We start from the raw sequence: 18,657 nt of genomic DNA, 5'->3' as shown, positions 1-18,657 counted from the left end.
CATGCTTGCCGTATGAGCGCCACCGGTACCACCGCCGTCGTCTTCGACCTCGACGGCACCCTCGTCGACAGCGAACCCAACTACTACGAGGCCGGGCGCCGTGTGCTCGAACAGCACGGCGTCACGGGCTTCACCTGGGAGGAGCACGCGGGTTTCCTGGGCGTCGGCACCCTGGAGACGATGCGCACGCTGCGCGAGCGGTATGCGCTGGCGGCGCCGGCGGCGGAGCTGATGGCGGAGAAGAACGCGGTGTATCTGCAACTGGCGCGGGCGTCGACTCATGCGTATCCGCAGATGCGGACGTTCGCCGAGATGCTGCGCGCGGCCGGGAGCCCGATCGCCGTCGCGTCCGGCTCCTCGCGCGCCGCCATCGAGGCGGTGCTGCCCGCGGCGGGGCTCGACGGGCTGTTTCCCACGCTGGTCTCGGCGGAGGAGGTCGAGCGGGGCAAGCCGGAGCCCGACGTGTTCCTGGAGGCCGCCCGGCGGCTGGGCGTACGGCCGGAGGACTGCGCGGTGGTGGAGGACGCGCGGCCGGGGTGGGAGGCCGCGCGCCGGGCCGGGATGCGGTGCGTGGCGGTGCCGTATCTGCCGGAGCAGGCGGACGAGGCGGTCGGGTCGGGTGCGGGGCTGGTGTTCCGGGACGGGCAGCGGGAGTTCTCGGCGGAGCGGGCGTTCGCGTGGGTGACGGGCGGATCGTGACCCGCGGCTGCGCACCGGAGCGTACGGGCCGGGCGTACCGCGCGGACGCGCGCCGCACGGCAGCCGGGCACGGGGCGGTGCCGTGGTTCCGCACCGCCCCGCGCTCCCCGCGTCCCGGTGGCCCGGGTCAGTCCTCCGCCACCTCGCCCCTGACGTGCCGCTGCACGAACTCGTAGGCCAGATCCCCGAACTGCTCGCCGAACGGGATGGGACCGCTCCGCCGTCTTCGAGAAGTGCACGCCGCCCCAGAGCCGGCTGTACGCGCAGTCGGGGACGAACTCCGTCCAGGTGTCCCAGTGCACCGCGAGGTCGGCGCCCGGGGTGGTCCCCGGCTCGACCATCGTCGACCCGGCCGGCGCCCGGGACGTCCAGTCCGGCACGTCGTCGTCGAAGAACCGCCGCGTCGCCTGCGCCTGGGCCGCGCAGACGCCCCCGGAGCCGGAGGGGTACTCGGGGTTGGTCGCCGGCGTTGAGTAGCTCGTCCACTCGTCGGCGGGCATGTCGCGCACCGTGCCCTTGCCCACGCCTCCCCAGGAGGTGACCCGGCGGCTGCCGTAGACGTGCCGGACCGCGCTGAACGGCCGGACGGCGTCATACGTGGCCTTGTAGTGCCAGATCGCCACGAGCGAATCGTAGATCGCGACGGAGCTGCCGAAGAGCAGGTGGACGAGGTCGTCCAGGCCGAGATCGCCGTGCGCCTGCGCCGCGCTTTCAAGTTTCCTTAGCCTCACGCTTTCGCGAGGCGAGCTGTCCGACTGGTGGTCAAGAAAACAGAAAGTGCCTCTGACCAGCGAGAATGAGGATTGCTGAGGTCCTTGTTCCCGCCACCACCGGAGGCACTTTCCAGGTGAAGAAGCGTATCGGGTCCTATCCGCGTGTCTGCGTCGAGGGCGGTGGTCGCGGAGTGGTTTCGCAGGCCGGTGCGGTGCTGCTGGTCGAGACCGTCCGCAAGACCGGTCTGGATACAGCGATATCGGCGGCGCTTGAGCCGTGGCACAAGCCGCGGGCGGTGCACGATCCGGGCAAGATCCTGCTGGATGTCGCGCTCGCCGTCGCGCTGGGCGGGGACTGCCTGGCTGATGTGGCCCTGCTGCGGGCCGAGCCGGCCGTGTTCGGGCTGGTGGCCTCCGACCCAACGGTCTCCCGCCTGGTCGGACAGTTGGCCTCGGGCGGCAATCGGGTCCTGGCCGCGCTGCGCACTGCCCGCGCCGAAGTACGCGAACACGTATGGCGGTTGGCCGGTGATGCAGCGCCAGACGCGGGCGGGCAGGTGATCGTGGACATCGACGGCGTCCTCGTCCTGGCGCACTCCGAGAAGCAGGACGCCGCCGCCACCTGGAAGAAGACCTTCGGGCACCACCCGCTGATGGGGTTCGTCGACCACGGCCGCGGCGGGTCCGGCGAGCCGGTCGTGGGCCTGCTGCGGCCCGGCAACGCGGGCTCCAACACCGCCGCCGACCACATCGAGGCCACGAAACTGGCCCTGGCCCAGCTGCCGAAACGGCTCCGGCGGGGGCGTCAGACGCTGATCCGCACCGACTCCGGCGGCGGCACCCACGAGTTCGTCGCCTGGCTCGCAGCCCGCGGGCGGTGGCTGTCGTACTCGGTCGGGATGACCATCACCGACGCCATCCACCAGGCCGTTTCGAAGGTCCCGGCCTCGGCCTGGACACCGGCCGTCGAACCTGACGGCGATGTCCGCGACGGCGCCTGGGTCGCCGAACTCGCCGGCGACTGCCTGATGGGCTGGCCGAAGGGGCTGCGGCTGATCGTGCGCAAGGAACGGCCGCACCCCGGCGCCCAGTTGCGCTTCACCGACGCCGACGGCATGCGCTTGACCTGCTTCGCCACCAACACCGCCGACGAGGCGATCGCCGCCCTCGAACTGCGCCACCGCCAGCGGGCCCGGGCCGAGGACCGCATCCGCGCCGCCCGCGCCACCGGCCTGCGCAACCTCCCCCTCCACGACACCGCGCAGAACCAGATCTGGCTGGAGATCATCCAGATCGCCCTCGACCTGCTCGCCTGGATGCCCCTGCTCGCCCTGACCGGCCAAGCCCGGCTCTGGGAGCCCCGCCGCCTGCGGCTCCGCCTGTTCTCCACCGCCGCCCAGCTCGTCACCACCGGCCGACGCCGCTACCTCCGCCTGGCCAGGCACTGGCCCTGGACCGACGTGATCACCGATGCCCTGGACCGGCTCCACGTCCTCCCGAACCCCGGCTGACCAGCACGTTCCCATCCCTGCGAGCAGCACCACCCCGACCGGAGCCGTGGAACCCGGCGCACACCCGACGCGACAGCCGGGCACTCAACCTGCCCAGACTGCGAAAATCCCCACCAACACTCACCGAAAAGGGTCCGCCAGCAAGCTGACGGACCCTCATGCAACATCGAGGTTAGAGCTTCCGTTAATTCGAGGAACAATGCGAAGCGCGTACGGGCCGCGCGAATCCCCGTGAAAAGGCTCCTGAGTTCGGCCGCCCGGTCCACCGCGCGACCGAGTAGTCCGCACTACTCGGATCGGAGCCTTCAGGGGGGTTGACCGGATCCTTTCCACGCGCATTCAGCGAGGGAAAAGGACGGAACCGGCGAAGGATTTCCCGAAATACCCGCGGGTGTTCAGCCGCCGACTTGGCCGTCGCCCAGAACCTTCGCCGTGGTGCGCTCGGCGGTGGCGTCGTCCAGGCAGCCGCGCAGCCGCATGCGGTCGTGGTCGCCGAGCGCCGGGCGCACGCTGCCCACCCAGAGGTCGCCCTCCAGCCGGCTCAGCGGGGCGTGGCGCGCCGGGACGCGGGTCGCGCGGCGGCAGCTCTCCCACAGGTCGCGCGCGGCCATCCGGCCCGCCGCCGCGTCGGCGGAGCCGCGCACCGCGACCTCGAAGACGACCGTCGTCGCCGCCGCGGTGGGCCGCTCCCGGGGCCGGGTCTGGGTGGCGTCCGCGAGCCGGCCGACGCCGAACGCCAGGGCGGTCAGGGCCAGTACGGCGACGACGAACGTGCGGACCCGGGGCGGGCGCCGTACCGCGGGGCGGGACTCCAGCGGCTCCGCGCGGCCCACGCCGCCGGGCGGTGCCGCCAGTCCCGCGAGCCGGGCGGCGGTGCGGCGGTCCCCGGGGCCGCCGGCGGCGGAGGCGAGCTTCTGCACCGCCCAGGCGGCGGCCGACATCACCGCACCCGCGGCCATCAGCACGGGCACGAAGACGTACGTGCGGTGCGTGCCGTCACGGCGCCGGGCCTCCAGCCAGCGGAACCGCGGCGACGGATCGGGCCTGGTGCGCGCCAGGCCGCGCAGGATCTCCTCGGTGCGGTCGCGTCCTTCGGCGACCTCGCGGCGGAGCCGGGAGACCCGGGCGTGCAGGACGATGCCGACGAGCAGCACCTCGACGGCCAGCAGCAGCACGCCGCTGATGAGCGCGCGCTGCCACTCCCAGCGGTAGAGGTAGAGCACGAAGTAGCCCCCGGCGGCGGCGCCGGAGAGCCCGCCGAAGACATAGCCCGCGTACTTCACGCCGCCTCCCCCGCCGTGCCGCGCGTGCGGTCGGGCACGCGATCGTCCCGGCAGCGTCGCCCGCCGGTCACGCCGCCGCCCCGGGACTGTCCCCGTGGGCCGCGTCGCCGCCGGTACGTGCCTCGCCCCCGGCGGCCGTCACCGCACCCGTCGTGCCGTCCACCGCCAGCGCCGTACCCGGCGGGAAGCGCTCCACCGCCCCCGGTACGCCCACCGCCGTCGGCACCCCGAACTCCCGGGCCAGCACCGCCAGATGCGACAGCGCGCTGCCGGTCTCCGCGACCAGTCCGGCGAGCCCGGCGAGCTGCGGTGCGAGCCCCGGGTCGAGCACCGGCACCACCAGCACCGCCCGCTCCGGCCGCTCCCCCGCACCGTCCCAGGCCACCCCCGCGCCGCTGCCGCCGCCCGCGCCCTGCCCGCCGCCCGCCGCCGGCCCGGCGCCCGCCGGATCCTGCGGTTCCGCCACCGGCCGCCCGCCGGCCAGCCGGAACGCCGCGGGCAGCCCCAGCCGTTCCGGCCGCGGCAGCCGCTCCGCGAAGTCCCGCGGCAGTCCCCTGCCGTCCGCGAGCGCGACCAGCTCGGGCCAGCGCAGCAGCGCCACCCGCGCCGCGCCGTCCAGCGCACCCGCCGCCGCCAGCCGCTCCGCCAGCTCCGCGACGACCCGGCTCTGCATCTCCTGCACCCACCGGATCCGCAGCCGCAGCCCCTCCCGCACCGGCAACGCGCCCACCCCGCGCGGCACCCCGCTCCACCGGGTGCGCACGGGCAGCGCCGGCGCCGCGCCGAGCGCCGGCGGCAGCAGCGCCAGCAGCACCGGGTGCCGGGCGATCAGCTCGGCGTCGTCGTGCGCCGCGTCCTGCCGCGGCACCTCCGCCAGCACGGCCAGCGCCTCCCCCGCCGCGGTGGCCCCGGTGCCCGCGCCGGGCAGCGCGCCGGCCAGCGACTCCTGGGCGTGCAGCGCGGAGAGCACGGTACGGCCCCAGCCCGCGGCGTCGAGCAGCCGGCCGCCGGCCATCGCGGCCGGCTCGGGCAGCCCGGCGAGCTGCTCGTCGACCTCGGCCATGAGGTCGCGCGCGAGCACGGGCAGCGCGGTGCGCAGCCGCCCCGTGCGCCAGGCCGCGCCGAGGAGCCGGGCGCCGCGCAGCGGGTTCATGAAGTCCCGTACCGGATGGGCGGACTTGACCGCGCCGAGCAGCCGGAGGTCGGCGGCGGCCCGGCCGTCGACGGTGGTGACGGCGGGCAGCGCGCGCAGGTGCCGCCGGGGCGCGGTGCCGGCGATGTCGAGGGCGACCGTCAGGCCGTGCGACATGGGCGCGACCCACAGGTCCTCCTCCAGCGGCTGGAGCACCGCGGGGAAGGTCTCGGCGACCGGCCCCGGGCCCAGCAGCCGGGCGGTACGCGGCGGGCGCGGCGGCATCGCGGTGATCGGCCGGGACTGGAAGAGCCACAGCCGCCCGTCGGCGTCGAAGCCGAACTCGACGTCCTGCGGCTCGCCGAAGACCCGCTCCGCGCGCCGGGCCAGCGACGCCAGCCGGGCGAGACGCCCGCGGCCGAGGAGGCGCGCGCCCGGCGGCTCCGCGGGGACGGCGGCGATCCGCCGGCCGCACCGGGTGAGCTGGTAGCGGACGCCCTGCGCGGTGCCGTCGACGAGGGTGCCGGGGCCGCCGTCGACGGCGCTGACCAGCAGCCGGTCGTGGCGTCCCGCCACGGGGTCGGCGCCGAACATCACGCCGCCGGCCGCGGCCCGCAGCATGGGCTGCACCAGGACGGCCATGCGCCCGGGCGCCCCGGCGCGCAGCGGCGCCTCGCGGGGCGCGGCGGCGGGGCCGACGAGCCCGCGGGCGGCGGAGTCGAGCACGCGGCGGACGGCGGCGGCGAAGTCGTCCCAGCCGCGGACGTCCGGCACGGTCTCGTACCAGCCGGCCATCGAGGAGTCCGCGGCGTCCTCGTACGCGGAGGAGGACCGTACGATCAGCGGCCGCCGCCCGCCCTCGCTGAGATCCCGCCAGGCGGCGTACAGCGCGCCGGGTCCCGCGGGGGCGCCGGGGGCGAGGGCGGGGTCGGTGAGCACGAAGCCCGGGAGGACGGGCAGCCCCGCGGCGGCGGCGCGGGCCAGGTTGGCGGCCTTGGCCCCGGCGCTGCCGGGATCCCGGGCGGGTCGTGCGTGCAGCGGGAGCACCGCCGGCCACGCCCCGCCCGCGGCCCGTTCCGTACGCGCGGCGCGCGCCGCCTGGTCCGCATCCGCCGCGCGTGCCGCGGGATCCGCGTCCGCCGTCCGCTCCGCTTCGGTCGCCATCAGCGGCTCCACCTCCGCCCCTCGTGCGCGCGCCCCTTGCGGGGGGGGGCCGCACGCCCGACTCGGTCCCGGGTAGCGGAGGGAGCCGGCCGGGCCGTCGCGGGGCAGTCAACGGGGAACCGCCGCGGCGACCCGGCGGGTTCGACCGGGTTGCTTACGAATCAGTATGCCGCGAGCGGCCGGAGGTATTCCTCAGGGATGTCCCCGAGTGGACCCGGGCACGCGCGGGCTACCGCTGTTCGCCGTCGCCGTGCCTGACGGTGGCGGAGCCCACGAGCGCGTAGTGGTCGGAGATCTCGCTGTCGCGCGGCAGCGCGTCGCCCCTGACGTTCCCGAAGTGGTCCCGGTCCACGAAGATGTAGTCGAGCTTCGCCTCCTTGACCTCCGCCGACTGGCGGAGGTGCGTGGGCTCTCCCGACCGGCAGGCGCGGGGCCGCGGCGCAGCGGCCTTGCAGGTGGCGTCGAAGCGGGCCGCGTCGGTCTCGTCGACCTCCATGAGCCGGCCGCTGCCGCCCAGCCCGGGCCGGTAGAAGGGGTCGAGGTCGGTGGAGCGCGGGCTGGTGGTGCGGTCGGGGATCGTGTCGGTGCGGTGCAGCGGGTTGAAGTCGCCGCCCAGCACGACCGGGGTGCCGGCGCCGAGCCACGGGTGGGCGGCCAGGTTGGCGGCCTGCCTGGCGTTGATGTCCGGCGGCTTGCCGTCGTACTGCGGGTAGAGGTGGACCGAGCAGCCGCGGGTCTTCCGGCCCCGGATCTCCGCCTCGACGCACGCCGCGTGCCATGCCTCCGGGCCGGAGTACTGCCGGGTGTAGTCGTCGTCGGGGTCGATCGTGACGGCCTCGCCGGGGGTGATCGGCCCCTTGGCGTAGACGGCGATGCCGTACACGCCCTTGGTGACCGTGCCGTCCGGTTCCTTCACGTCGCACACGCCGGGCCGCCGGAAGGTCTCGACGAAGTGCCCGTGGTAGCCGTCGCCCTTCAGGGCCCGGCCTATCGTCTCGAACTGCTGCGAGCAGACCTCCTGGAGGAAGACGAAGTCGCTCTTCTCCGCGCGGGCGTGCGCGACGACCGCCTCGCGTCTCTTCTCCACCTCGCGGGTCGCGGAGCAGTCCGCGGTGTTCGGGCTGTTGCCGCAGATGTTGTACGTGAGGAATCCGACCGGTGCGCCGGAGGCGTCCCTGGACGGAGGCGCCGCCGGTGCGGGACCGGCGGCGGCCGGCGCCGCGGCGGCCACGGTGAGCAGCAGCGCCGGCAAGACGGCGTGGGCCCTGCGTCGCAGCATGGGAGCGTCCTTCCTTCTCGGCCGCGAACAGCCTTGCGGCCCACGGCAGATGGGAGAGATGGAGCCCAGGTGATCGCTGGGAATGGTGTCATCGGAAGTGGATCGGCACCAGACGACCTCCTTTGCGCTACGCCCCGTCAGGCGGCCCGCGCTCAGCCGAGGAAGGACAGCCGCACGCTGCGCTGCGGGTTGTCGCGGTTGGTGTCGACCAGCACCACCGACTGCCAGGTGCCCAGCTCCAGCCGGCCGCCGATCACCGGCAGCGTGGCGTGCGGCGGCACCAGCGCGGGCAGCACGTGGTCGCGGCCGTGTCCCGGGCTGCCGTGCCGGTGGTTCCAGCGGTCGTCGGCGGGCAGCAGGTCGTGCAGCGCGGCGAGGAGGTCGTCGTCGCTGCCCGCGCCCGTCTCGATGAGCGCGATGCCCGCGGTGGCGTGCGGGACGAAGACGTTGAGCAGCCCGTCGCGGCCGTCGGCCGCCTCACGCAGGAAGGCGTCGCACTCCGCGGTGAGGTCGTGCACGGTCTCGCCGGACCCCGTGGTGATCCGCAGCGCGTGGGTGGTGAAGACGTCGGTCATGGGGCCAGCATCGCGCATGGGGAAGATCCGTGCCGCCACGGGCGTTGGCGCACACATGAGCGGCATCGTACGGACGCAGGTGGTGGTGATCGGCTCGGGGCAGGCCGGGCTGTCGGCAGCGTACTTCCTCCGCCGCGCGGGCCTGGACTTCGTCGTCCTGGACCACTCCCCCGGGCCCGGCGGCGCGTGGCAGTTCCGGTGGCCGACGCTCACGTACGGCAAGGCGCACCGCGTGCACGACCTGCCCGGTATGGCGCTGACCGCCGCCGAGGCGGACGGGACCCGGCCGGCCGCGGAGGTCGTCGCGGAGTACTTCGGCGCGTACGAACGCGCCTTCGAGCTGCCCGTGCGCCGGCCGGTGAACGTCGCCGAGGTGCGCGAGGGCGCCGGGGCGGAGACCGGGCGGCTACAGGTGGTGACGGACGCGGGCACGTGGTCGGCGCAGGCGCTGGTCAACGCCACGGGCACCTGGGACCGGCCGTTCTGGCCGCGCTACCCGGGCCAGGAGACGTTCCGCGGCCGGCAGCTCCACACGGCGCAGTACCGCGGCCCGCAGGACTTCGCCGGGCAGCGCGTGGTGGTCGTCGGCGGCGGCGCCTCCGGCACGCAGCACCTGCTGGAGCTGGCGGGGACCGCGGCGGAGACCGCCTGGGTGACACGCCGGCCGCCGGTGTGGCGGGAGGGACCGTTCACCGAGGACTGGGGCCGCGCGGTGGTCGCCAGGGTCGACGAGCGGGTACGGGCAGGGCTGCCGCCGAAGAGCGTGGTCGGCGAGACCGGTCTGGCGCTGACGGACGAGGTACGCGCCGCGCGGGCGGCCGGCGTGCTCGTGCGGCGGCCGATGTTCGAGCGGATCACGCCGGACGGCGTGGCCTGGGCGGACGGGACGGTCTTCGGCGCGGACGCGATCCTGTGGGCCACGGGCTTCCGCGCCGCCGTCGACCACCTGGCGCCGCTGCGGCTCCGCGAGCCGGGCGGCGGCATCCGCATGGACGGCACCCGCGCGGCCCGCGACCCGCGGATCCACCTCGTGGGCTACGGCCCGTCGGCGAGCACCATCGGCGCCAACCGCGCCGGCCGCGCGGCGGTCCGCGAGCTGACCCGGCTCCTGGCCGGCACGCCCGGCCGCGGCCCCGGGCCCGTACCCGCGGAGCCCGGCGCCGTCAGCGCTGCTGTCTGAGGCTGGAGCTGCGGACCACCAGCTCGGGCTGGAGCACGATCCGCTGGTGGTCGTGGTCCTCCACGCCCCGTTCCGTCTCCTCGATCAGCAGCTCCGCGGCCTCCCGGCCCATCCGGTGCGCCGGCTGGCGCACCGAGGTGAGGGGCACCGCCGCCGCGGCGGCGAACTCGATGTCGTCGTAGCCGACGAGCGCGATGTCGCCGGGCACCGAGACGCCCGCCGCGAAGAGGGTCTGGAGCACGCCGAGCGCGAGGAGGTCGTTGGCGCAGAAGACCGCCGACGGGCGCGGCGACATGCCCAGCAGCCTGGCCCCGGCGTCCCGGCCCGCGGCGACGTCCATCTGCTCGGTCTCGACGTGGATGAGCGCCTCAGGACCGAGCCCCTCCTCGGCGAGGGCGGCCAGAGCCCCGGTGTGGCGGTCCTGGCACTGCGGGAGCTGCATGGGGCCGCTGACGTAGACCAGGGAGCCGTGGCCTGCGCCGATCAGGTGACGGGCGGCGAGCACGCCGCCCTGGACGTCGTCCAGCGAGACCGAGCAGGCGTCGGCGCTGGCGACGGTGCGGTCCACGAAGACGTACGGGATGCCGTGCCGGCCGAAGGACTCCAGCGTGCGTCCGCTGGTGTCGGCCGGGGTGACGAGCACGCCGCGCACCCGCTGCTCGGCGAAGAGGCCCAGGTACTCGGCCTCCTCGGCGGGGCTCTGCGCGCTGTTGCAGAGCATCACGCCGAGCCCCGCTTCGCGCGCGGCGCGCTCGGCGCCGGTGGCGACGTCGACGAAGAACGGGTTGGTCATGTCGAGGACGAGCAGCGCGATGATGCGGCTGCGCCCGGCGCGCAGTTGCCGCGCCGACTCGCTGCGTACGTAGCCGAGCCGGTCGATGGCCGCCTGCACCCGCTCGCGGGTGGCGGCGGCCACGCTGTCCGGCCGGTTGATGACGTTCGACACGGTGCCGACGGAGACGCCCGCGTGCCGCGCGACGTCCTTGATGCCCACCATGCGCCCCACGCGCGTTCCCCTTCAGCCGTCCAGCCGGTCGTACGCGGCGCGCCCCGGCCGCGGCCCGTCGCTCATGCTACGCATCGCCCTCGCCACTCCCCGCAACCTCCACCAGGTCCAGCCCGGCGAGATCCGCGAGCGCCCGCAGCTCCGGCAGCAGGTGGCCGGTGGCCAGCGCCCAGTGGTGGCCGACTCCGCTCGCGCTCCACTCGTCGCACCACTCGCCCGGATCCCGGCCGAAGTCGACGCGGGAGGTGGTGTTGCCGATGGCCAGCAGCGGTCCCGGGGTGACGGTGCCGGTGGAGGCGATGAGCCGGTAGCGCCCGTCGCGGGACTGGCCGAGGCCGACGGCGGTGACCGGCCCGTGCCGTACGTCGAACTCCACGGACACGCCCCAGCCGCGCTTGCCGTGGTAGACGCCGAGGCCGCGCAGCAGCGGCCGGCCCTCGCTGATCGCCAGGTGCCCGGGCCCGTCGTGGCCCATCTCCACGACACCGTCGCGGAAGTTGAGCGCCTGCATCTCGGTGAAGGAGCCGCCGGCGCCGAACCGGTCGGCGACGAGCATGGCGAGCGAGGTCCGCAGCTCGTACTCGCCCGCGGCGGGGATGCCTCGGGCGGTGAGCAGGGACGCGCCGAGGATCATGCCGGCGCCCAGCCGCTCGTGCGTCTCGCCGTCGAGGCCGCGGTGGTAGTACGCGAGGGAGTCGAGGTCGAAGTCGGCGGCGAGCCGGTCGAGGCCCACCGACACCCGCGCCGCCCAGGCCAGGTCGTCGGGGTCGACGGTCGCGTCGAGGTCGAAGACCTCGCGGGTCTCGGCGAGCTTCGCCGCCACCTCGGCGTCGCCGGCCTTCGCGGCCCGTACCCGCAGGTCGTCGAATTCCAGCACCTCGACGTGGCCGCCGAGGTTCGCGGGGACCATGGTGAGGTCGGTGGAGACGTCGTACATGCCCGGATAGAGGTGGCCCATCAGCCCGTGCCGGCCGCCGCGCAGCACGGCCCGCACCCCCGCCGCCCGGATCCAGCGGCCGATCCTGGCCCACGCCCGCTCGTCCTCCAGATGGCCGGAGACCGAGCGGAAGGGGACGCCGCAGCGCTCGAAGGCGTTGGCCATCTCGGGCAGCGGGCAGGCGCCGCAGTAGGCGAGCCACTGGCCGGTGTCGAAGCTCGCGTGGTCCATCGCCTCGGTGGGCTGCAGGTTGATCAGCAGCACCGGCGCGCCGCTGCGCTGGGCGACGGGGACGAGCATCGTCGCGGTCATGTACGTGGTGAGGAAGCCGACGATCAGGTCGCAGTCCGCGGCGCGCAGCTTCTCCGCCGCGGCGGCGCCCCCGGGGGTGTCGGAGATGAAGCCGGCGTCGACGACCTCGGCGTCGAACCCCGCCATCCGCTCGGCCACCCGGGCGGCGGAGCGCCTGAGCTGCGGCAGCAGGTCGGGGAACTGCGGCCAGTACGCGCCGAGTCCGCCGGCGACCAGGCCGACGCGCGGACGGCGGGCGGTGGCGGGGATGCGTGCGGTCGTCATGGTGGCTCCTAGCGGGGCAGGGCGAAGTCCACGGTGCGCAGGGGCGAGGGCGTGGTGCCGGTGGACTTCTGCTGGTACATGAAGGACAGGACGCCGTCCTGGGTGAGCCGGGTCTCGTCGAGGTTCACCTCGCCGAAGGCGTCGAGGTCCGCGCCGTCGAAGAGGACCTTCCAGTCGGTCCACCCGGAGGCGGCGGAGGCGGCGGCGATCCGGCCGTAGGGCAGCACGGCGTAGGCGTTGTCGTAGCGGTCGAAGGCGAGCTTGGAGCGCTGGCTGGACGCCAGGGGCACGGGGAGTTCGGTCTTGTGCCAGCGCCCGGCGTCGTCGCGGTGGAGGTGGAAGGTGCGGGCGTTCGCCTTGCGGTCGGCGACGTAGTCCGTGGAGCACTGGCCGAAGCGGCCGGGGACGTAGCTGATGAGGGCGTGCGGGCGGCCGGCGGAGTCGGTGGCCTGGTGCTCCTGGTTCATCAGCGCATGGTCGGCGTTGAGCGGGTCGGCGACGGTGCCGGGGTCGTCGAAGGCGACGAGGTCGGGGCCGCCGGTGGTGCCGACGGCCTCGCCCGCGGCGTTGGTCCAGGTGCGGCCGTCGTCGGTGGAGCGGACGTAACCGGTGTCGTGGTTGCTGAGGCCGCCGGGGGCGCACATGACGGCGGTGTTCTGCTCGCGCCAGGTGTAGAAGGCGTGCAGGGTTCCGTCCGGTCCGTAGTCGATGCCGTGCAGGTACATGTTGCGGGCGGAGCTGCTGCCGTGTTCCGTCGTGTACGTGCCGGTGGAGCCCGACCACTGGCCGAGCGCGCGCCACCGCTTTCCGTCGTACGCGGCCAGCGCGTTGCGGCCGTTGCCGGAGACGCCGTCGCGGTAGCTGAGCAGCAGCCCGCCGGCGGGGGTGGCGACGAACTGGGGGTAGGTGAAGCGGTCGGTGAGCGGGAGAGCGTCCAGCGAGGTCTGCACGGGCCCGAAGGCGTCCGCCGTCCAGTCGTGCGCCTCCGGCCGGTTCATCAGCCCGGGCGCGGACTTGAGGTAGAAGAATCCGTCGGCGTGCGAGTCCATGTTGACGTGGAGCCGGCCGTCGGCGGCGGAGAGGCCGAGGGAGATGACGTTGTGGGAGTCGTCGTACTTCAGCCGGTGGTCCAGGGTGACGGTCTCCCACTCCCGGTCGCCGAGCGCCCGGCGGGCGACGACGGCACTGCGGTCGGCGGTGTACCAGGCCGCGTACTGGTGCCGCTTGTGGGTGAGGATGCCGTTCTTCGTGAACGAGCTGTTGTTGACCAGGCCGTCGAACGAGACGAAGTAGACGGCCTCCGGGTCGAGTTCGGTGTCGGCGATCCGGGTCAGCGACGGGCCGGGCGCCGGGGGCGGCCCCGGCGCCGCGGCGGGTCCCGCGTCCGCCGCGGCGGCCGGGAGGGCGGTCGCCGTCAGCAGCAGCGCGGCGGTGAGGAGCGCGGGCTTCACGAACGTGCGGGAGAGCAGTCTCATGGGGGGGTCCTCAGTCGAGGTGGAAGACCTCTGTCAGGGGGCGTACGGCCGCGTCCGGCGCGGCGCCGTCGAGCGCCTCGAAGAACGGGGCCATCTCGGCCTGCCAGCGCGCGTTGACCTCGCTCGCGGCCATCGCGGCCTGCGCGGCGGCGAAGTCCGGGGTCTCCAGATAGCCGACGAGGAGGCCGTCGTCGCGCAGGAAGAGCGAGTAGTTGCGCCAGCCGGCGGCGGAGAGCGCGGCGAGCATGTCCGGCCAGACGGCCGCGTGCCGCTCGCGGTACTCCGCCAGCCGGTCGGCGCGCACCTTCAGCAGGAAGCAGACGCGGCGCTGTTCCGCGCCGGCCATCAGAAGTCGTACTCGTCGATGTTCTTCTCGTCGAACACGGTCGGCGGGCCGAGGATGATCTCGCCGTCCTTGCCGACGGTGTACTCGCCGAGCCGGCCGGCCTCGAACGTCTCGCCCTCCTTGCCGGTGATCTGGCCCGAGGCCAGCGCGGCGGCGGCGTAGGCGCCGAGGTAGCCGAGGTCCTTGGGGTCCCAGAGGGAGAACTCCTCGACGGTGCCGTCCTTGATGAACTTGCGCATCTGGTTCGGCGTGCCGAGGCCGTTGAGCACGACGTCGCCCTTGTAGTCGGAGGTGCTGATGTAGCGGGCGGCGGCGGCGATGCCGACGGTGGTGGGCGAGATGATGCCCTTCAGGTCGGGGTACGCCTTGAGCAGACCCTGGGTCTCCTGGAAGGACTTCTGGTCGTCGTCGTCGCCGTAGGCGACCTTGACCAGCTTCATGTCCTTGTACTCGGGCTTCTTCAGCTCGTCCTTCATGAAGTCGATCCAGGTGTTCTGGTTCGTGGCGTTCTGCGTCGCCGAAAGGATGGCGATCTCGCCCTTGTAGTCGAGCTGTTCCGCGATGCGCTGCACCTGGCTGCGGCCGATCTCCTCGGAGCTGGCCTGGTTGATGAAGAGCTGGCGGCAGTCCTTGGCGGTGTCGGAGTCGTAGGCGACGACCTTGATGTCCTGCTGCATGGCCGTCTTCAGCGGGCCGCAGACCGCGTTGGGATCGTTGGCGGCGATGAGGATGGCGTCCTGGCGCTGCTGGACGAGGGTGTTGATGTACGAGACCTGCGAGGACGCCTTCGCGTCGGAGGGCCCGACCTCCTTGGCCTCGGCGTCGAACTCGGCGCTCGCCTCGATGCCCGCCTCGTCGACGATCTGCTCGTACGGGTTGTTGATCTGCTTGGGCAGGAACGCGATCTTCAGCCCCTTCTTCAGGGGCGCGTCCGGGTTCGCGGTGGCGTCGGACGCCTGCTCCTTGGCGTCGTTCTCCGCGTCGTCCTTCGTGGTGCCCGAGCAGGCGCCGACCGCCAGGGTGAGGGCGCACAGCGCGGCTGTCGCGGCGAGGGTGCGGCTCTTGTTACGCATGCGGGTGAACCTTTCGCGTTCGGTTCCGCGGATCCGCGGAGCTGAGGCAGACCGGGGGGATGGGGCTGGGGGGTATCGAGGGTCGGGGTACGAGGTCAGGGGGCCGCAGCGAGGCGGCGGTTGCGGCGCTCCGCGAGCGTGGAGATGGCGCGCGGGGCGAGTACGGAGGCGATGAGCAGCAGCCCGGTGACGATCACGCGGATCTCGTTGGCCACGTCGTTGAGGGTGAGGAGGTTGTTGAGCAGGCCGATGAGGAGCACACCGGCCACGGCGCCGCCGAGGGTGCCCTTGCCGCCGTTGAAGTCGACGCCGCCGAGGAGCACGGAGGCGATCACGACGAGTTCGAGGCCGAGGCCGTTGTCGGCGCGGGCGCTGCCGTAGCGGAGGGTGTAGACGATGCCGGCGAAGGACGCCATCAGGCCGGAGACGACGAACAGCGCGAGCTTGATGCGCTTGACGCGGACGCCGGCGAACCAGGCGGCGTCCTCCTGGGCGCCGATGGCGTACAGCGACCGGCCGAAGCCGGTCATGTGCAGCAGCACGGCGGCGAGCACGGCGAGCACCGCGAAGAGCGCGATGGGGTACGGCACGAAGGTGCCCGGCACGGTCTCGGTGGAGGAGGCCCACTGGGAGTAGGTGTCGGGGAAGCCCGCGACGGCCTTGTCGCCGAGGACCACCGAGGCCAGGCCCCGGTAGAGCGTGAGCGTGCCGATGGTGACGGCCAGCGGCGGCAGCCCGACGCGGGTGACGAGCCAGCCGTTGAGCAGCCCGCCCGCCGCGCCGGCGAGCAGGCAGACGGGCACGATCAGCTCGAAGGCGTACCCCGCGTCCCAGAGGGAGCCCGCGAGCGCGCTGGACAGGCCGAGCATGGAGGCGACCGACAGGTCGACCTGGCCCGCGACGACGAGCAGCGTCATCGGCAGCGCGATGAGGGCGATCTCGGCGGTGTCGTTCAGCGCGGCGGACATGTTGCCGGTGGAGGCGAAGCCGTCGGTGGACGAGGTGCCGGCCAGGAACACCGCGATCAGCAGGATGCCGACGGCGGTGTCCCACCGCAGGTAGGTGCCGAGCGACTTCACTGCCGCCTCCTCTTCCGCAGCGCGCTGGTGGTGCGCCGCTGCACGATGCGGTCGGTGGTGATGGCGGCGAGCAGCAGCACGCCGGTGATGGCCTGTTGCCAGAAGGAGCTGACCTTGAGCACGACCAGCGCGCTGCCGATGGTGGTGAGCAGCGCGGCGCCGAGCGCGGCGCCCCACACCGAGCCGACGCCGCCGGTGATGGCGACGCCGCCGACGACGACGGCGCTGACGACGGTCAGCTCCCAGCCGTTGGCGGCGTCGGCGACGACGGTGCCGAAGCGGGCGAGCCAGAGCGCGCCGGCGAAGCCGGCGATGGCGCCGGAGAAGGCGTACGCGCCGAGCACGCGGCGACGGATGGGGATGCCGGCGAGGCGGGCGGCCTCGGGGTTGGAGCCGATGGCGTACAGCTCCCGGCCGCCGGTGTAGGCGCGCAGGTAGTACGCGGTGGCGGCGAGGACGGCGGCGGTGATCAGCGGCAGGTACGGGATGCCGAGGAGGCTGCCGGTGCCGAGGGAGAGGACGTCGTCGGGGAGGTTGGCGGCGTTGATCTGCTCGCCGCCCGCCCACCAGTAGTCAAGGCCCTGGATCACGTAGAGCATGCCGAGGGTCACGACCAGCGCGGGCACCTTGCCGAAGCTCACCAGCAGCCCGCTGACCAGTCCGCAGGCGGTGCCCAGCGCGATGCCGAGGAGGACGACGGTGAACGCGCTGTGGTCGGTGCCGGAGACGAAGTCGCCGCAGGCGAAGGCGGTGAGGCCGACGACGGAGCCGACCGAGAGGTCGATGTTGCGGGTGATGACGACGACGGACTGGCCGACGGCGAGCAGCACCAGGATGGACGAGTTGAGCAGCAGGTCCTTGACGCCCTGGTCGTCCAGGAAGCTGGGGTTGGCTATCCAGGTGCAGAGGATCAGCAAGACGAGGGCGCCGCCGATGGAGAGTTCGCGGGCGCGGAAGATCATGTCGGTAACCGAGCGCGCGGAGCGCTCATCGCCGCCCGCGGGGGCGGGTTCCGTCTTCTGTACGGTCGCGCTCATGCCGCCGCCTCCCTGGCGCCGCGGCCGGTCGCGGCGGTCATCACCGACTCCTCCGTGGCCTCGGCCCGCGGGATCTCGGCGACGAGGCGGCCCTCGTGCATGACGAGCACGCGGTCGGCCATGCCGAGGACTTCCGGCAGGTCGGAGGAGACCATGAGGACGGCCAGGCCGCCGGCGGCCAGTTCGGAGAGCAGCCGGTGCACCTCGGCCTTGGTGCCGACGTCGATGCCGCGGGTCGGCTCGTCCACGATGAGCACCGAGGGCTCGGTGGCGAGCCACTTGGCGAGGACGACCTTCTGCTGGTTGCCGCCGGAGAGCACGCCGACGTCGTCGGAGAGCCGGCCGTACTTCAGCCGCAGTTTCGCCGCCCAGTCGGCGGCCCGGCCGCGCTCCAGCGTCCGCTTGACGAGCCCGGCGGAGCCGAGGCGGCCGAGTCCGGTGAGGCCGATGTTGCGCTCGATGGACATCTCCATGACCAGGCCGCGCTGCCGCCGGTCCTCGGGGACGAGGGCGACGCCCGCGTCCATGGCGGCCGTGGGCGAGCCCCGGCGCAGCGGACGGCCGGCCACGTGCACCTCGCCGGCGTCGGGGGTGTCGACGCCGAACGCGGCCTGGACGACCTCGCTGCGGCCGGCGCCGACGAGTCCGGCGAGCGCGACGATCTCGCCGCGGCGGACGTCGAAGGAGACGTCGTGGAAGACGCCTTCGCGGGTGAGGCGCCGTACGGACAGCGCGGTCCCGCCCAGTTCCGCGTCCTGCTTGGGGTACAGCTCGTCCAGGTCGCGGCCGACCATGCGGCGTACCAGGTCGTCCTCGGTGAGCGCGGCGACCTCGTCGGTGGCGATCCAGCGGCCGTCGCGCAGCGTGGTGACGCGGCGGCAGAGCCGGAAGATCTCGTCCAGCCGGTGGGAGATGAACAGCACCGCGGCGCCCTCGGCGCGCAGCGCCTCGACGACGGCGAAGAGACGGGCGGTCTCGCTGCCGGTGAGGGCGGCGGTGGGCTCGTCCATGATCAGGACGCGGGCGTCGAACGACAGCGCCTTGGCGATCTCCACGATCTGCTGGTCGGCGATGGACAGGCCGCGCGCCGGCCGGTCGGGGTCGAGGTCGACGCCGAGGCGGCGCATGAGCGCGGCGGTGGCGTCGTGGACCGCGGCGCGGTCGATGCGGCGCAGGGTGCGGCGGGGCTGGCGGCCCATGAAGATGTTCTCCGCGATGGACAGGTCGGGGAAGAGCGTGGGTTCCTGGTAGATCACGGCGATGCCCGCGTCGCGGGCGTCGGCCGGGCCGTGGAAGGCCACCGGGGCGTCGTCGAGGAGCAGTTGGCCGGCGTCGGGGCTGTGCACGCCGGCGAGGGTCTTGATGAGGGTGGACTTCCCCGCACCGTTCTCGCCGGCGAGGGCGTGCGCCTCGCCGGCGTGCAGCGTGAGGGAGACGTCCTGCAGGGCGCGTACGGCCCCGAAGGACTTGCTCAGGCCGCGCGCGGCCAGGACGGGCACTTCTGTCATGGTCAGCACCGTTGCGGTCGGCAGTTCATGAAAGGTTTCAATGAGTTTTCACGGAAGCTAGACCTCCCCCAACAGGCACGTCAA

At 73.8% G+C, this 18,657-nt stretch carries 15 protein-coding genes and 1 pseudogene; 3 read left to right on the top strand and 13 right to left on the bottom strand.

All coding sequences use genetic code 11. The features are described 5' to 3' along the window. Positions 1 to 12 precede the first annotated feature (12 nt). Positions 13 to 699 carry an HAD family hydrolase gene (locus tag FB457_RS06055; protein ID WP_145781091.1) on the top strand — a complete coding sequence of 229 codons (687 nt, stop codon included), beginning with the start codon at positions 13 to 15 and terminating at the stop codon, positions 697 to 699. A gap of 269 nt (positions 700 to 968) precedes the next feature. Here the strand turns inward: FB457_RS06055 and FB457_RS35900 are convergent. Next, positions 969 to 1,322 (bottom strand): annotated as a pseudogene (locus tag FB457_RS35900) (DUF6851 domain-containing protein); the annotation flags it as partial. A gap of 224 nt (positions 1,323 to 1,546) precedes the next feature. On the opposite strand from FB457_RS35900, the gene FB457_RS06045 reads away from it, so the two are divergent. After that, a complete protein-coding gene (locus FB457_RS06045) occupies positions 1,547 to 2,923 on the top strand; it encodes an IS1380 family transposase (RefSeq protein ID WP_145781090.1) in 1,377 nt (458 codons plus the stop codon). A 395-nt stretch (positions 2,924 to 3,318) separates the two neighbouring features. On the opposite strand, the gene FB457_RS06040 is transcribed toward FB457_RS06045, so the two are convergent. The 4 genes from FB457_RS06040 to FB457_RS06025 all read right to left on the bottom strand — a co-directional run bounded on the left by FB457_RS06040 (position 3,319) and on the right by FB457_RS06025 (position 8,356). Continuing rightward, positions 3,319 to 4,206, bottom strand: coding sequence for a hypothetical protein (locus FB457_RS06040; RefSeq protein ID WP_145781088.1), 888 nt, complete (start codon positions 4,204 to 4,206; stop codon positions 3,319 to 3,321). A 67-nt stretch (positions 4,207 to 4,273) separates the two neighbouring features. Further along, on the bottom strand, positions 4,274 to 6,502 hold the full coding sequence (locus FB457_RS06035; protein ID WP_486588935.1) for a PEP/pyruvate-binding domain-containing protein: 2,229 nt from the start codon (positions 6,500 to 6,502) through the stop codon (positions 4,274 to 4,276). Between the two features lie 229 nt (positions 6,503 to 6,731). Then, positions 6,732 to 7,781, bottom strand: coding sequence for an endonuclease/exonuclease/phosphatase family protein (locus FB457_RS06030; protein ID WP_486588934.1), 1,050 nt, complete (start codon positions 7,779 to 7,781; stop codon positions 6,732 to 6,734). 152 nt (positions 7,782 to 7,933) lie between these two features. Next, entirely contained in the window at positions 7,934 to 8,356 is a 423-nt protein-coding gene (locus FB457_RS06025) for a secondary thiamine-phosphate synthase enzyme YjbQ (protein WP_047014534.1), read from the bottom strand. 55 nt (positions 8,357 to 8,411) lie between these two features. On the opposite strand from FB457_RS06025, the gene FB457_RS06020 reads away from it, so the two are divergent. After that, the gene (locus FB457_RS06020) at positions 8,412 to 9,536 is read left to right on the top strand and encodes an NAD(P)-binding domain-containing protein (protein WP_047014535.1); all 1,125 of its coding nucleotides are present in this window, start codon (positions 8,412 to 8,414) and stop codon (positions 9,534 to 9,536) included. Here FB457_RS06020 and FB457_RS06015 read toward each other — a convergent pair. From FB457_RS06015 to FB457_RS05980, 8 genes are all read right to left on the bottom strand, one after another. Then, positions 9,520 to 10,533, bottom strand: a complete 1,014-nt coding sequence (locus FB457_RS06015) for a LacI family DNA-binding transcriptional regulator (protein WP_047014536.1) — start codon at positions 10,531 to 10,533, stop codon at positions 9,520 to 9,522. The genes FB457_RS06020 and FB457_RS06015 overlap by 17 nt on opposite strands. Before the next feature lie 76 nt (positions 10,534 to 10,609). Further along, positions 10,610 to 12,055, bottom strand: coding sequence for an L-fucose/L-arabinose isomerase family protein (locus FB457_RS06010; RefSeq protein ID WP_145781083.1), 1,446 nt, complete (start codon positions 12,053 to 12,055; stop codon positions 10,610 to 10,612). 8 nt (positions 12,056 to 12,063) lie between these two features. Next, on the bottom strand, positions 12,064 to 13,530 hold the full coding sequence (locus tag FB457_RS06005; RefSeq protein WP_145781081.1) for a BNR-4 repeat-containing protein: 1,467 nt from the start codon (positions 13,528 to 13,530) through the stop codon (positions 12,064 to 12,066). A 10-nt stretch (positions 13,531 to 13,540) separates the two neighbouring features. Further along, positions 13,541 to 13,876 (bottom strand): L-rhamnose mutarotase, encoded by a 336-nt coding sequence (locus tag FB457_RS06000; protein ID WP_145781079.1) that lies wholly within the window; start codon positions 13,874 to 13,876, stop codon positions 13,541 to 13,543. Then, positions 13,876 to 14,949, bottom strand: a complete 1,074-nt coding sequence (gene rhaS / locus FB457_RS05995) for a rhamnose ABC transporter substrate-binding protein (RefSeq protein ID WP_125933704.1) — start codon at positions 14,947 to 14,949, stop codon at positions 13,876 to 13,878. Before rhaS ends, FB457_RS06000 begins: the two co-directional genes overlap by 1 nt. A 95-nt stretch (positions 14,950 to 15,044) precedes the next feature. Then, positions 15,045 to 16,028, bottom strand: a complete 984-nt coding sequence (locus FB457_RS05990; RefSeq protein ID WP_145781077.1) for an ABC transporter permease subunit — start codon at positions 16,026 to 16,028, stop codon at positions 15,045 to 15,047. After that, positions 16,025 to 17,065 carry an ABC transporter permease gene (locus FB457_RS05985; RefSeq protein WP_047014542.1) on the bottom strand — a complete coding sequence of 347 codons (1,041 nt, stop codon included), beginning with the start codon at positions 17,063 to 17,065 and terminating at the stop codon, positions 16,025 to 16,027. Before FB457_RS05985 ends, FB457_RS05990 begins: the two co-directional genes overlap by 4 nt. After that, positions 17,062 to 18,573 (bottom strand): ATP-binding cassette domain-containing protein, encoded by a 1,512-nt coding sequence (locus FB457_RS05980; protein ID WP_145781075.1) that lies wholly within the window; start codon positions 18,571 to 18,573, stop codon positions 17,062 to 17,064. Before FB457_RS05980 ends, FB457_RS05985 begins: the two co-directional genes overlap by 4 nt. Between the last annotated feature and the right edge of the window lie 84 nt (positions 18,574 to 18,657).

The organism is Streptomyces sp. CNZ287, assembly GCF_007827615.1.
The sequence above is the reverse complement of the archived record's forward strand: the minus strand, read 5'-3'. Positions and strand labels throughout refer to the sequence as shown.